Source organism: Agrobacterium sp. 22-223-1, from assembly GCF_053522385.1.
Genome location: NZ_JBNWCN010000006.1, coordinates 218323 through 231945 on the forward strand (window position 1 = coordinate 218323; position 13623 = coordinate 231945).

11 protein-coding genes are annotated in these 13623 nt (G+C 59.7%); 9 read left to right on the forward strand and 2 right to left on the reverse strand.

Annotation, left to right across the window (positions count from 1 at the left end):
• Nucleotides 1-15 precede the first annotated feature (15 nt).
• The 6 genes from ACQZ60_RS21945 to ACQZ60_RS21970 all read left to right on the forward strand — a co-directional run bounded on the left by ACQZ60_RS21945 (nt 16) and on the right by ACQZ60_RS21970 (nt 6538).
• Nucleotides 16-1461, forward strand: coding sequence for an FAD-binding oxidoreductase (locus tag ACQZ60_RS21945; protein WP_035265216.1), 1446 nt, complete (start codon nt 16-18; stop codon nt 1459-1461).
• Nucleotides 1462-1578: 117 nt separating this feature from the next.
• A complete protein-coding gene (locus ACQZ60_RS21950) occupies nt 1579-2295 on the forward strand; it encodes a FadR/GntR family transcriptional regulator (protein WP_003520305.1) in 717 nt (238 codons plus the stop codon).
• Nucleotides 2296-2496: 201 nt separating this feature from the next.
• The gene (locus tag ACQZ60_RS21955) at nt 2497-3657 is read left to right on the forward strand and encodes a fumarylacetoacetate hydrolase family protein (RefSeq protein WP_035265219.1); all 1161 of its coding nucleotides are present in this window, start codon (nt 2497-2499) and stop codon (nt 3655-3657) included.
• A 21-nt stretch (nt 3658-3678) separates the two neighbouring features.
• Complete coding sequence (locus tag ACQZ60_RS21960) at nt 3679-4209, forward strand: TRAP transporter small permease (protein WP_003520303.1); 531 nt, start codon at nt 3679-3681, stop codon at nt 4207-4209.
• 4 nt (nt 4210-4213) lie between these two features.
• A complete protein-coding gene (locus tag ACQZ60_RS21965; RefSeq protein WP_035265222.1) occupies nt 4214-5491 on the forward strand; it encodes a TRAP transporter large permease in 1278 nt (425 codons plus the stop codon).
• Nucleotides 5492-5530: 39 nt separating this feature from the next.
• Nucleotides 5531-6538, forward strand: coding sequence for a TRAP transporter substrate-binding protein (locus ACQZ60_RS21970; RefSeq protein ID WP_035265226.1), 1008 nt, complete (start codon nt 5531-5533; stop codon nt 6536-6538).
• Nucleotides 6539-6644: 106 nt separating this feature from the next.
• On the opposite strand, the gene acs is transcribed toward ACQZ60_RS21970, so the two are convergent.
• The gene (acs, locus tag ACQZ60_RS21975; RefSeq protein ID WP_035265228.1) at nt 6645-8600 is read right to left on the reverse strand and encodes an acetate--CoA ligase; all 1956 of its coding nucleotides are present in this window, start codon (nt 8598-8600) and stop codon (nt 6645-6647) included.
• A gap of 231 nt (nt 8601-8831) precedes the next feature.
• Between acs and ACQZ60_RS21980 the strand changes: the two genes are divergently transcribed.
• On the forward strand, nt 8832-9533 hold the full coding sequence (locus ACQZ60_RS21980) for a DUF1013 domain-containing protein (RefSeq protein WP_003520299.1): 702 nt from the start codon (nt 8832-8834) through the stop codon (nt 9531-9533).
• 59 nt (nt 9534-9592) lie between these two features.
• Here ACQZ60_RS21980 and ACQZ60_RS21985 read toward each other — a convergent pair whose 3' ends face one another.
• A complete protein-coding gene (locus ACQZ60_RS21985; protein WP_035265231.1) occupies nt 9593-10252 on the reverse strand; it encodes a YggS family pyridoxal phosphate-dependent enzyme in 660 nt (219 codons plus the stop codon).
• A 193-nt stretch (nt 10253-10445) separates the two neighbouring features.
• Here ACQZ60_RS21985 and leuS point away from each other — a divergent pair, with 193 nt between their 5' ends.
• Together leuS and lptE are read left to right on the forward strand one after the other, a co-directional pair.
• Nucleotides 10446-13076, forward strand: a complete 2631-nt coding sequence (leuS, locus tag ACQZ60_RS21990; protein ID WP_448736122.1) for a leucine--tRNA ligase — start codon at nt 10446-10448, stop codon at nt 13074-13076.
• A complete protein-coding gene (lptE, locus tag ACQZ60_RS21995) occupies nt 13069-13614 on the forward strand; it encodes an LPS assembly lipoprotein LptE (protein ID WP_161987770.1) in 546 nt (181 codons plus the stop codon). Before leuS ends, lptE begins: the two co-directional genes overlap by 8 nt.
• The last annotated feature ends 9 nt before the right edge of the window (nt 13615-13623 follow it).

Here is a 13623-nt window from a genome sequence, read left to right on the forward strand (position 1 = left end):
GACGGAGAGGGTGGAATGACGATCGTAAGCGAAACCGATATCGAGGAATTGCGGTTCTCGTTGAAGAACAGGCTCGGCGAGGCTTTGCTGCTGACATCGCAGGAAGACATGCTGCGCTATTGCCGCGACTGGCACGGCGATGTCACCAGCTCGGCCGTGGCCGTCATCCGCCCCCGGTCGACCAAGGAAGTCTCCGACACCGTTCGCGCCTGCGCGGAACTTGGCCTTGCCATCATCCCCCAAGGCGGCAACACCGGTCTGGTGCTCGGTGGCATTCCCGATGCCCCCAAACATCAGGTCGTATTGAGCCTCGAGCGCATGAACGCCATCCGCACCATCGATAGCGACGATTTTTCCGCCGTCGTGGAAGCCGGCTGCATTCTCTCGGAATTCAAGGATGCGGTTCAGGACAAAGGCATGTTTTTCCCGCTGTCGCTCGGCGCGCAGGGCAGCTGCCGCATCGGCGGCAACGTCTCCACCAATGCCGGCGGCATCAATGTCCTGCGCTACGGTATGACCCGCGAACTGGTGCTGGGTCTCGAAGTCGTATTGCCGGACGGCACCATCTGGAATGGCCTGTCGACGCTGCGCAAGGACAATCGCGGCATCGATCTGAAGCAGCTCTTCATCGGCGCCGAAGGAACGCTCGGCATCATCACCGCCGTTGCCGTCAAGCTTTACCCCAATCCCGAACATGTCGAGACGGCGCTGCTCGGCCTCAATTCGCTTGATGACGCCATCAAGCTTTACCGCCGCGCCCGTCGCGAATGCTGCGACCTGATGTCCGCCTTCGAATTCATGCCGCCTGTCGCCTTCACGCTGGCTATCGAAGCTATACCCGACCTGAAAATGCCGATTGCCGGCGACTATCCGGCCTATGTGCTGATGGAAATTTCAGGCTCCGGTCTGGTGGACACGGCCGACCTTATGGGACGCTTCCTAGAGGGCGTGATGGAAGACGGGCTGGTGCTGGACGGCGTCATCGCTTCTTCACGGGCACAAGCGCAATCGCTCTGGCTGTTCCGCGAAGGCATGAACGAGGGTCAGGCGTTGCGCGGCGCGCATATGCGTACCGACATTTCCGTACCTTTGTCGAAACTCGCCGCTTTCGTGGCCGAAGCCGAGGCGGAACTGGCGGAAAAACTGCCGGAATGCCTCGCGGTTTCCTATGGCCATGTTGGGGACGGCAACGTCCACCTCAACGTGCTGCCGCCGAACGGTTCGACGCCGGAAGAGCGCGACACCTTCATTTACAAGTCCAAGACACTCGTTAACGAGGTCCTTGACCGTTACGTCGGCAGCATCAGCGCCGAGCACGGCATCGGCCGCCTGAAACGCTCCGATTTCGAAAGCCGGCTATCCGACGTACAGCGCCGGATGATCACCGGCCTGAAAAACACCTTCGACCCTGATTTGCGGATGAATCCCGGTTGCCAGATAACCCTGCAACCGGATAGCTAATCGAGGAACGGCAAAGGCGGCTGAAAACGCCGCCTTTGAAAACCCCGCTGACGGCGAAGGAGGAAGTCGCCTGCCGCGGGAAAACGAACCAATCGTTTCTGTGGAACGGGAGCAACCATGACGCTGGAGTTCAATCAGATACATCGCAACGACCATCTGCCCGGCCGTATCGCCGCGGAGATTGCGCGCGAAATCAATGATTCGAAGCTCGGACCGGGTGACAGGCTGCCGACCGAACATGTTCTGGCAAAAACCTTCGGGGTCAGCCGTTCGGTCATCCGCGAAGCGATTGCACAATTGCGCAACGAAGGCTTTGTCGAAACCCGGCAGGGTGTGGGCGCATTCGTCACCGATCCCCGGCAAAGACTGTCCATCCGCATCGAGCGGTCGCGGCTGAACGATCCGGAAAATTTCCGCGATCTTTTCCAGCTTCGCATGCCGCTGGAAATAGAGGCGGCGGGGCTGGCTGCACTGCACCGCAGCCCGCAGCAGCTGACGCGGCTGGCGGCAGCTTTGGAAAAGATGAAAACCGCCGATGACTGGTCGACGGAAGGCGTTGCCGCCGATCTCGACTTCCACCGCATTCTGGCGGAAGCGACTGAGAACGAATATTTCCTGATGTTCCTCGGCTTCATCGCGGAACGCATCAGCTCCGCCATCAACATTGCTTTTTCGCGTGCGGTTTTTGGTGAAATTCTCGAGGTGACGATCGCCGAACATGTGGCAATCTACGAAGCCGTCGAGAAGGCCGATGCCACTGCCGCCAAGAACGCCATGCGCAAGCACCTGATCGGCGCAGCCAGCCGGGTCAATCTCGAACTGGATATCTTCTGAGCAGCAAATGAGCACGCCGGTAAAGCTATAGGACAGGTTTACGGCTTTCCGGGAATTGAGACGCGAAAGACGATAATTTTGTCGGCGAGGCCGCTAGACTCGTAACAAAAGTCATACTAAGAAGAATGGGATTAAGTTGTCAGACATCCAGACAATAAGACCGCAGGAGGCGGCCTGTCGGGTGCTGAAGGGGAGGACTACATGACCGGTACAAGGTCCATCGACGCTATCGCAATTTTGCCTGAAGATTTCGAAAACGCGCTGCTCGTCGGCCGCGTCTGGTCGAAAAGCGAAGGCGGCCCCTGCCCCGTCCTGCTGAAGGGCGGCGTGCTTTATGACCTCACTTCGATTTCCCCAACCATGTCCGAACTTCTGGAGAAGACCGACCTAGTAGAGCAGCTCGCCGACACCGGCACTTTCGTCGCACTCGGCGCACTGGAAGCTTTTCTGGACGGTTCCGCCGGCGAACTCCTTGCCCCCAACGACATTCAGGCCGTGAAGGCCGCCGGCGTCACCTTCGCCGACAGCATGCTGGAACGCGTGATCGAGGAGCAGGCAAAGGGCGATCCGCTGCGTGCGCAGGAAATTCGCGGACGGCTGGCGCCGGTTCTCGGCGACAATCTCAAGGGACTTGAGGCCGGCTCCGAAAAAGCTGCCGAAGTGAAAAAACTGCTGCAGGAAATGGGCCTCTGGTCGCAATATCTGGAAGTGGGCATCGGCCCGGATGCGGAGATATTCTCCAAGGCGCAGGCCATGGCTTCCGTCGGCTGCGGCGCGCTGATCGGCGTTCACCCGAAATCGCAGTGGAACAACCCGGAGCCGGAAGTGGTGCTGGCCATCGCTTCCGACGGCCGCATTGTTGGCGCAACGCTCGGCAACGACGTCAATCTGCGCGATTTCGAAGGTCGTTCCGCCCTGCTGCTCAGCAAGGCGAAGGACAACAATGCGTCCTGCGCGATCGGTCCCTTTATCCGCCTGTTTGACGGCAACTTCACCATTGAAGATGTGAAGAAGTCGCAGATATCGCTTCTGGTCGAGGGCGAAGACGGTTTCACCATGACGGGCGTCAGCCCCATGGAAGCGATCAGCCGCACGCCGGAGAACCTCGCTTCGCAGCTCTTGAACCGTAACCATCAGTATCCTGACGGCGCCGTCTTTTTCCTTGGCACGATGTTCGCGCCGGTGAAGGATCGCCATGGCCCAGGCCTCGGTTTCACCCATTCAAAGGGTGACCGTGTCGAAATCTCCACGCCCAAGCTCGGTAAGCTGATCAACTGGGTCACCACGACCGACGAATGCCCGGAATGGACATTCGGCACCGCGGCCCTGATGCGCAACCTGGCGAAACGAGGGCTGCTCTAGATATTTCTTCGGGAGGGGAAAATGCAAAAGACCATCAATCTGTTTTACCGGATTCTCGAAATCATTCTCGTCCTGCTGCTCGCCGGCATGTCGATCATGGTCTTCGTCAACGTCGTCATGCGTTATACGATGAACTCCGGCATCAACGTCTCGGAAGAACTGTCGCGTTATTTCTTCGTGTGGCTGACCTTCATCGGCGCCGTGTTGACCTTCCGTGAGAACAGCCACATGGGCATCGAAACGCTCGTGATGTTCCTGTCCCGTCGCGCCCGCATCGTCTGCATGATCGTGTCGAACATCATCATTCTGGCCTGTTCCGCCATCTTCTTCTGGGGCACCTGGAAGCAGTCCGGCATCAATGCCAGCATGCATGCGCCCGTCACCAAGCTTTCGATGATCTGGGTCTATGGCGTTGGCATGTTCACCGGAGGCCTGATGTTCATCATCGCACTGGAGCGCCTGTACCGTTACTTGACGGGCGGCGTGACAGAAGACGAAATCGCCCAGTTCGCGGGCGAGAATCTGACGATCGAACAGCTTTCGGAGCGCTGATACCATGACACTTCTCGTTTTTGTCGGCTCTCTGCTGGGAGCCATGGCGATTGGCGTTCCCGTCGCGTTCTCGCTGATGTTCTGCGGCGTCGTGCTCATGTGGTACATGGGCATGTTCAACACCGCCATCATCGCCCAGAACATGATTTCGGGCGCGGACACCTTCACGCTGCTCGCCATCCCCTTCTTCATTCTGGCTGGCGAACTGATGAATTCCGGCGGTCTGTCTCGCCGCATCATCGACTTTGCAATCGCACTCGTCGGTCATATCCGTGGCGGTCTCGGCATCGTGGCCATCGTTGCAGCCATCATCATGGCCAGCATTTCCGGTTCGGCCGCAGCCGATACCGCAGCCCTTGCCGCAATCCTCATCCCGATGATGGCGAAGGCCGGTTACAATATTCCGCGCTCCGGCGGTCTCATCGCCGCAGGCGGCATCATCGCGCCGGTCATCCCGCCATCCATGGCCTTCATCGTTTTCGGTGTTGCCGCCAACGTCTCGATCACCCAGCTTTTCCTTGCGGGTATCGTTCCCGGCATTCTGATGGGTGCATCGCTCATTATCGCCTGGTTGATCGTGGTCCGTAAGGATAACGTCAAGCCGCTGCCGAAGACCTCCGCCAAGGAACGTCTGACCGCCACTGCTCGCGCCGGCTGGGCGCTCGGCATGCCTGTCATCATTCTCGGCGGCATCAAGGCCGGCATCATGACGCCGACGGAAGCTGCCGTCGTTGCGGCTGTTTACGCGCTTTTCGTCGGCATGGTGATCTACCGCGAACTGAAACCGGCCGATCTGTTCCACGTGCTTCTGCGCGCCGCCAAGAGCACTTCCATCATCATGTTCCTGGTTTGCGCGGCGCTCGTCTCCGCATGGCTCATCACGGCAGCGAACATTCCGAACGAAGTCGCAGGCTATATCGAGCCGCTGATCGACCGCCCGATGCTTCTGATGGCCGCGATGATGGTGCTGGTCTTCATTGTCGGAACCGCACTCGACCTGACGCCGACCATCCTGATCCTGACGCCTGTTCTGATGCCTATCGTCAAACAGGCGGGCATCGACCCGGTCTACTTCGGCGTTCTCTTCATCATCAACAACGCCATCGGCCTGATTACCCCTCCGGTTGGCGTGGTGCTGAACGTCGTCAGCGGCGTCGGCCGCATCCCGCTCGGCAAGGTCACGGTCGGCGTCTGGCCGTTCCTCGTTGCTGAAACCATCGTACTGGCGCTGCTGGTGATTTTCCCGGACATCGTCCTCGTACCGCTGCAGTATCTTCGTTAATTCAACCTGCTTCTCGCAAACAATCCAAGGGAGGATATTATGAGAAAGCTTCTTCTGACCACCACGGCCATCGCTTTCGCAGTTGGCGCCGCCGCTCCGGCAATGGCCGAGTTCAACAGCCGCAATATCCGCGTTTCGAACGGCATCAACCAGGATCATCCGGTCGGCGACGGCATCAAGGCCATGCAGGCCTGCCTCGACGACAAGTCCGGCGGCAAGCTGAAGCTGACGGCATTCTGGGGCGGCGCTCTCGGCGGTGACCTTCAGGCGACGCAGGCTCTGCGCTCCGGCGTTCAGGAAGCGGTCGTGACGTCCTCGTCGCCGCTCGTCGGTCTCATCCCGTCGCTCGGCGTCTTCGACCTGCCATTCCTCTTCGCCAACGCCAAGGAAGCCGATGCCGTCATGGACGGCGCCTTCGGCGACATGATGAACAAGAAGCTGGAAGAACAGGGCCTCGTAAACCTGGCCTACTGGGAAAACGGCTTCCGCAACCTGTCGAACTCCAAGCATGCCGTGAACAAGTGGGAAGACTTCTCGGGCCTCAAGGTCCGCGTGATGCAGAACAACATCTTCCTCGACACCTTCCAGAACCTCGGCGCCAATGCAACGCCGATGGCCTTCGGCGAAGTCTTCTCGGCGCTGGAAACCAACGCGATCGACGCGCAGGAAAACCCCTATGTGACGATCGACACCTCCAAGTTCTACGAGGTGCAGAAGTACATCACCGAGACGAACCACGCCTACACGCCGTTCCTCTTCCTCTTCTCCAAGCCGATCTTCGACAGCTACACGCCCGAAGAACAGGCCGCCCTGCGTGAATGCGCAGTCGTCGGCCGCGACGAAGAGCGCAAGGTCATCCGCGACCTGAACCAGAAGTCGCTGGAGAAGATCAAGGCTGCCGGCCTCGAAGTGAACACGCTGTCTGCAGAAGAGCAGACCCGTATCCGCGAAAAGTCGATGGTCGTCTACGAAAAGCACAAGGCTGAAATCGGCGCAGACGTCGTCGACGCCGTTCTGGCGGACCTGAAGAAGATCCGCGGCCAGTAATCCTTACCGGATACAATTGAAAACACCCGGAGGTTCCGCCTCCGGGTGTTTTTGTTTGTGAAAATCGCAGATGGAAAAAGGCTGCCGAAGCAGCCTTCCCAGAAGATCAGGACGCGGTGCGGTTCTGCCGGTTGGCGATGAGGTCTTCGACCACCGCCGGATCGGCGAGCGTCGACGTATCCCCCAGCGCACCAAAGTCGTCCTCGGCGATCTTGCGCAGGATGCGCCGCATGATCTTGCCGGATCGGGTCTTGGGCAGACCCGGCGCGAACTGGATCTTGTCAGGTGTCGCAACCGGTCCGATCTCGTTGCGCACGTGCTTTACCAGCTCCTCGCGCAGCGCATAGTCGCCATTCTGGCCCGCCATCAGCGTGACATAACAATAAATGCCCTGGCCCTTGATGGCATGCGGGTAGCCCACCACAGCCGCTTCCGAAACGAGGTGATGCGACACCAGCGCCGACTCCACCTCGGCCGTGCCGAGGCGGTGGCCGGAAACGTTCAGCACGTCATCGACGCGGCCGGTGATCCAGTAATAGCCGTCCTCGTCACGCCGGCAACCGTCGCCGGTGAAGTACTTGCCCTTGTAGGTCGAGAAATACGTATCGATGAAGCGCTGATGATCGCCATAGACGGAGCGCGACTGGCCCGGCCAGCTATCGATGATGCAAAGATTGCCGTCAGCGGGTCCTTCCAGCACATTGCCCTCGGCATCGACAAGCTGCGGCTGCACGCCGAAGAACGGCCGTGTGGCCGAACCGGGTTTCAGATCGGTCGCGCCCGGCAGCGGCGAAATGAGAATGCCTCCGGTTTCCGTCTGCCACCAGGTGTCGACGATCGGGCTCTTATCCTCGCCGACCACATGGTAATACCACTCCCAGGCTTCCGGATTGATCGGTTCGCCGACCGTGCCGAGAAGCCGCAGACTCTCGCGCGAGGAGCGCTGGACGAACTGGTCGCCGGCCCCCATCAGCGATCTGAGCGCCGTCGGCGCGGTGTAGAAAATATTGACCTTGTGCTTGTCGATGACTTCCCAGAAGCGGCCCTGATCCGGGAAATTGGGAACACCTTCGAACATCAGCGTCGTCGCGCAGTTCGCAAGCGGCCCGTAGACGATATAGGAATGGCCCGTGACCCAGCCGACATCGGCCGTACACCAGAAAACCTCACCATCCTTGTAGTCGAAGACATATTCATGCGTCATCGACGTATAGACGAGGTAGCCGCCCGTCGTGTGCAACACGCCCTTCGGCTTGCCGGTGGAGCCGGACGTATAGAGGATGAATAGCGGGTCTTCCGCACGCATCTTCACCGGCGGGCAATCCGGCTTCACGGTGGCGATTTCCTGATGGTACCAGATATCGCGGCCTGGCGCCCAGCCGGTCTTGCCGCCGGTGCGGCGCACTACCAGAACCTTGTTGACGATGACATATTGTTTGGCGGCGATATCGATCGCCTTGTCGGTATTTTCCTTGAGCGGGATCGGCTTGCCGCCGCGCACGCCCTCATCGCAGGTGATCACGAAGGTAGACTGGCAATCGACGATGCGGCCCGCCAGCGCTTCCGGCGAGAACCCGCCGAACACGACGGAATGGATGGCGCCGATGCGGGCGCAGGCGAGCATCGCGTAAGCCGCCTCGGGTATCATCGGCATATAGATGGTGACGCGGTCACCCTTCTTGACGCCGTGCTTCTTCAGCACATTCGCCAGACGGCAGACATAGTCATAGAGCTGGTTATAGGTGATCTTCTTGTCGATATAGGGATTGTCGCCTTCCCAGATGATCGCCGTGCGCTCTCCATGCGTCTTCAGATGCCGGTCGATACAGTTATAGGAAACGTTCGTCAGGCCGTCCTCGAACCACTTGATCGGCACCCTGCCCTTGAAAGACGTGTTCTTGACCTTGGTATAGGGCTTGAACCAGTCGATCCGCCGGCCGTGCTTGTCCCAGAACTTTTCCGGATCCTCGACGCTCTCCTGATACCATTTCTGGTAACGCTCATTGTCGATGAGCGTGCGGGCCTTCGCCGATTTGAGAACCGGGTAGATTTTGGCAGACATGAACTCCTCCTGGAACCGATATGGCTTTTAACGTGGCCCGAGACTCCCACCTCAGGCATGTGTTGAATTCATAGCAGTTCAAATTCGCACGGCAATTAGACAAAGGTCATTTGTTTCGCAAAGAATTGCAATTCTGATGCAATGCAGCTATAGAGCCCCCATATCCCGGAAATTAGTGGTTGATACCCACGGCCCGCGACACCGGCGCGGACGGACAGAAGGACTGTATCTATGGCTCAACAATTGCTCATGCCAAAGGCTACGGCTGTATGGCTGGTTGACAACACCGCGCTGTCGTTCGATCAGATCGCCACGTTCTGCAAACTGCATCCGCTCGAAGTCAAAGCGATTGCCGACGGTGAAGCCGCACAGGGCATCAAGGGTCTCGATCCGATTGCAACCGGACAGCTCTCCCGCGACGAAATCGCCCGCGCCGAAGCCAATCCCAACCACAAGCTCAAGCTTTCCGAACCGAAGGTCCGCGTGCCGGAATCCAAGCGCCGCGGCCCGCGCTACACCCCGGTTTCCAAGCGTCAGGATCGTCCGAACGCCATTCTCTGGCTCGTTCGCAACCACCCGGAACTAAAGGATGCGCAGATTTCGCGTCTCGTCGGCACCACGAAGTCGACGATCGAGCAGATTCGCGACCGTACCCACTGGAACTCGGCCAACCTGACGCCGATGGACCCGGTGACGCTCGGCCTCTGCAGCCAGATCGATCTCGACCTTGAAGTCGAACGCGCCTCGCGCGGCCGTCCGCTTCCGACCGCGGAAGAACTCGACAATACGCTGCAGCCGGCAACGGCGACGGAAGGTCTGGACTACAGCTTCCAGCGCGAGGAAGACGAGCAGATCGACGCCGATGCGGTCTTCAAGAAGCTCAGCTCGCTGAAGTCTACGCAGAAGGACGAAGACGAGGACGATCACTACTGATCGAACGTCTTTTAGAGTTTGAAAACCCGGCCTCAGCGCCGGGTTTTTTATTTGCAGCCTTATCGCGTACCGAAGATCGCCGAGCCTACACGGACACTCGTCGCGCCGAATTCCACGGCGGTTTCGAAATCGCCCGACATGCCCATGGAAAGCTTCTCAAGCCCACATTGTTTGGCAAGCTTCGCCAGAAGCGCAAAATGCGGACCCGGATTTTCATCCGCCGGCGGAATGCACATCAGTCCTTCGATCTGCAATTTCAGCTCATCCCGACAAAAGCCGACGAAAGCCACGGTCTCACGCGGATCGATGCCCGCCTTTTGCGGCTCAAGCCCGGTATTGACCTGCACATAAAAACGAAGGCTGCGACCCTGTTTACCGCATTCCTCGGCAAGTGCGCGGGCGATCTTTTCGCGGTCGACGCTCTGCACCACATCAAACAGCGCCACGGCATCCGCCGCCTTGTTGGACTGTAGCGGGCCAATCAGATGCAACTCGATATCAGGCGTCTTCTCTTTAAGGCCTGGCCACTTGCCCTGCGCCTCCTGCACGCGGTTCTCGCCGAACACGCGCTGGCCCGCATCGATGACCGGCTGAATCGCCTCCGCCTCGAAGGTCTTCGAGACCGCGACGAGGGCAACATCCGCCGCCTTGCGTCCGGATTTTTCCGCAACATCGGCAATGCGCTGCCTGACATCCTCAAGACGTGCTTCGATTTCCATCACAAGACCTTCATTTGAACCATTCGCAACGCTAACTAGACGCCGATTGCCTTGATGCCAAGCGGGTTTAGCACCATTTGAGGCACGCTGGCCAAGATTGAACGCCCGAATGCCCCGCCAAACTTGACGCCCCGGTCGTTTCATGGTGAAGGTCAGCGCAAATTTTTCCCCTCGATACCCGGAATTCTAAACAATGGCCATCGAACGTTACAATCCTCGCGACGCCGAGCCGCGCTGGCAGCAGAAATGGAACGAAGACAAGGTTTTCGTCACCGACAACAGCGATCCGCGCGAGAAATATTACGTTCTGGAGATGTTTCCCTATCCGTCGGGACGCATTCACATGGGCCATGTCCGCAACTATGCCATGGGCGACGTGGTCGCCCGCTACAAGCGCGCCCGCGGTTTCAACGTCCTGCACCCAATGGGCTGGGACGCCTTCGGCATGCCTGCCGAAAACGCCGCCATGCAGAACAAGGTTCACCCGAAGGACTGGACCTACCAGAACATCGCCACCATGCGCGGCCAGCTGAAATCCATGGGTCTGTCGCTGGACTGGACCCGCGAATTCGCGACCTGCGACGTGGAATATTACCACCGCCAGCAGGCGCTTTTCGTCGATTTCATGGAAAAGGGTCTGGTCTATCGCAAGCAGTCCAAGGTCAACTGGGACCCGGTCGACCATACGGTTCTCGCCAACGAGCAGGTGATCGACGGTCGCGGCTGGCGCTCCGGCGCGCTGGTCGAACAGCGCGAGTTGACGCAATGGTTCTTCCGCATCACCGATTTCAGCCAGGACCTGCTGGACGAGCTGGATACGCTCGACCAATGGCCGGAAAAAGTGCGCCTGATGCAGAAGAACTGGATCGGCCGCTCCGAAGGCCTGTCACTGCGCTGGCAGACGGTCGCCGACACGGCGCCGGAAGGTTTCTCCGACATCACCGTCTATACGACACGCCCGGACACCCTGTTCGGCGCATCCTTCCTGGCAATCGCCGCCGACCACCCGCTGGCGAGAGAACTGTCCGCGAACAACCCGGCGATTGCCGAGTTCTGCGACGAATGCCGCCGCCATGGCACCTCGCTCGCAGCGCTCGAAACGGCTGAAAAGAAGGGTATCGATACCCGCGTCAAGGTCGTGCACCCGCTGGACCCGAGCTGGGAGTTGCCGGTCTATGTCGCCAATTTCGTGCTGATGGACTATGGCACCGGCGCGATCTTCGGCTGCCCGTCGGGTGACCAGCGCGATCTGGATTTCGCCCGCAAATACGGCCTGCCGGTTGTGGCCGTCGTCGCACCCGAAGGCCCCGATGCTGCAAACTTCACCATCGATGATACCGCCTTCACCGATGACGGCGTGATGATCAATTCCGGCTTCCTGAACGGTATGAAGACGGCTGACGCCTTTGAGGCGATGGCGCAGAAGCTTTCTACGCAGACGCTGGGCAACGCGCCGCAGGCCGAGCGCAAGGTCAATTTCCGTTTGCGCGACTGGGGCATTTCCCGCCAGCGTTATTGGGGTTGCCCGATCCCGGTCATCCATTGCGAAGTCTGCGGCGTCGTACCGGTCCCGAAAAAGGACCTGCCGGTCAAGCTGCCCGACGACGTGACGTTCGATGTGCCCGGCAACCCGCTGGACCGGCACCCCACTTGGCGTCATGTCTCCTGCCCGCAATGCGGCCATGACGCGCGCCGCGAAACCGATACGATGGATACTTTCGTCGATTCCAGCTGGTATTACACGCGCTTCACCGCGCCGTGGGAAGACGCACCGACCGATCCGAAGGTCGCCAACCACTGGCTGCCGGTCGATCAGTATATCGGCGGCATCGAGCACGCGATCCTGCATCTGCTCTATTCGCGCTTCTTCACCCGTGCGATGCGCGAGACAGGCCATGTCGGCGTCAAGGAACCCTTCAAGGGCCTGTTCACGCAGGGCATGGTGGTGCACGAGACCTATAGCCGCGGCGAAGGCACCGCACGCGAATGGGTACCGCCTGCCGAACTGAGGATCGAAGAAAACGACGGCACACGCCGCGCCTTCCTGCTTTCTTCCGGCGAAGAGGTGAAAATCGGCTCCATCGAGAAGATGTCGAAGTCGAAGAAGAACGTGGTCGACCCGGATGACATCATCGCATCCTACGGCGCCGATACCGCCCGCTTCTTCGTGCTATCGGACTCTCCGCCCGATCGCGACGTCATCTGGTCCGAAGCCGGGGTGGAAGGCGCAAACCGATTCGTCCAGCGCGTCTGGCGCATCGTCGGCGAAGCGGCGGAAGAGCTGAGAACCGTCCAACCGAAGCCTGCGACCGAAGGCGAAGGGCTGGCGGCCTCCAAGGCGGCCCACAAGACGCTGAAGGCTGTTCAGGAAGATCTAGACAAGCTCGCCTTCAACAAGGCCATCGCCCGCATCTACGAGCTGGTCAATGCGCTGGCCGGTCCGCTCGCCGATGTTGCTTCTGGCGGCAAGCCTGAGGACGTCAAGGCGGCCGCGCGCGACGCCGTCGAAATCCTCATCCGCATCATCGCCCCCATGACGCCGCATCTGGCGGAAGAATGCTGGTCCGCACTGGGCAATACGGGCCTCGTGGCCCAGACGCCGTGGCCGGCCTTCGTCGCTTCGCTGGTCGAGGAAAACGATGTGGTCATGCCCGTGCAGGTCAACGGCAAGAAGCGTGGCGAATTGACAATCGCGCGCGATGCGGATCAAGATGCGGTCCGAACGGCCGCCCTTGCGCTGGATGCCGTCAAATCCATTCTTGCCGGTGGCGAGCCCAAGAAAGTCATCGTGGTTCCGCAGAGGATTGTGAACATTGTTGTCTGACGTTTTTTCAAGATGGGGCCGCGTCGCGGCAGCGATTTCCGTCGTGACGATGGCTGGTCTTCTGGCAGGCTGCCAGGTGCGCCCGCTTTATGGGGAAGCTTCCGGAACCAAGGAAAGACTGGCGGCCGTCAGCGTCTCCGAGACCGGCGGCAGAGTCGGGCAGGAAGTCCGCAACCAGTTGATCTTTCTGATGTCCGGCGGCGCTGGCGAACCCGCTACGGCGCAATATAACGTCAAGGTTTCCGTAAGCTCGAGCGCCACGTCAACGGAAGTGCAGAATTACGACCTGACGACCCGCGCGAACAACAATTACGATGGCCCTTACCCCGGTCGTGTCGTGATGAGCGGTCAATATGTGCTGACACGCGTTTCCGACGGTCAAATCCTGCGCTCCGCACGGCGTAGCGTGACGGCGCAGGTGGACCTGCCGCAGCAGGAATTCGCCAAGATCAGGGCAACCCGCGACGCCGAGAACCGTGCGGCCCGGGAACTGGCTGAAATCATCCGCACCGATATCGCCGCCACGCTCGGCCGCTGAGAGCGGCGG

Bases quoted from the DNA above. Each gene is read 5' to 3' on its own strand.
- ACQZ60_RS21980 (WP_003520299.1), top strand. From the start codon at position 8,832: ATGGCTCAACAATTGCTCATGCCAAAGGCTACGGCTGTATGGCTGGTT.
- ACQZ60_RS21965 (WP_035265222.1), top strand. From the start codon at position 4,214: ATGACACTTCTCGTTTTTGTCGGCTCTCTGCTGGGAGCCATGGCGATT.
- ACQZ60_RS21960 (WP_003520303.1), top strand. From the start codon at position 3,679: ATGCAAAAGACCATCAATCTGTTTTACCGGATTCTCGAAATCATTCTC.
- ACQZ60_RS21970 (WP_035265226.1), top strand. From the start codon at position 5,531: ATGAGAAAGCTTCTTCTGACCACCACGGCCATCGCTTTCGCAGTTGGC.
- ACQZ60_RS21985 (WP_035265231.1), bottom strand. From the start codon at position 10,252: ATGGAAATCGAAGCACGTCTTGAGGATGTCAGGCAGCGCATTGCCGAT.
- ACQZ60_RS21945 (WP_035265216.1), top strand. From the start codon at position 16: ATGACGATCGTAAGCGAAACCGATATCGAGGAATTGCGGTTCTCGTTG.
- ACQZ60_RS21950 (WP_003520305.1), top strand. From the start codon at position 1,579: ATGACGCTGGAGTTCAATCAGATACATCGCAACGACCATCTGCCCGGC.
- ACQZ60_RS21955 (WP_035265219.1), top strand. From the start codon at position 2,497: ATGACCGGTACAAGGTCCATCGACGCTATCGCAATTTTGCCTGAAGAT.
- acs (WP_035265228.1), bottom strand. From the start codon at position 8,600: ATGTCTGCCAAAATCTACCCGGTTCTCAAATCGGCGAAGGCCCGCACG.
- leuS (WP_448736122.1), top strand. From the start codon at position 10,446: ATGGCCATCGAACGTTACAATCCTCGCGACGCCGAGCCGCGCTGGCAG.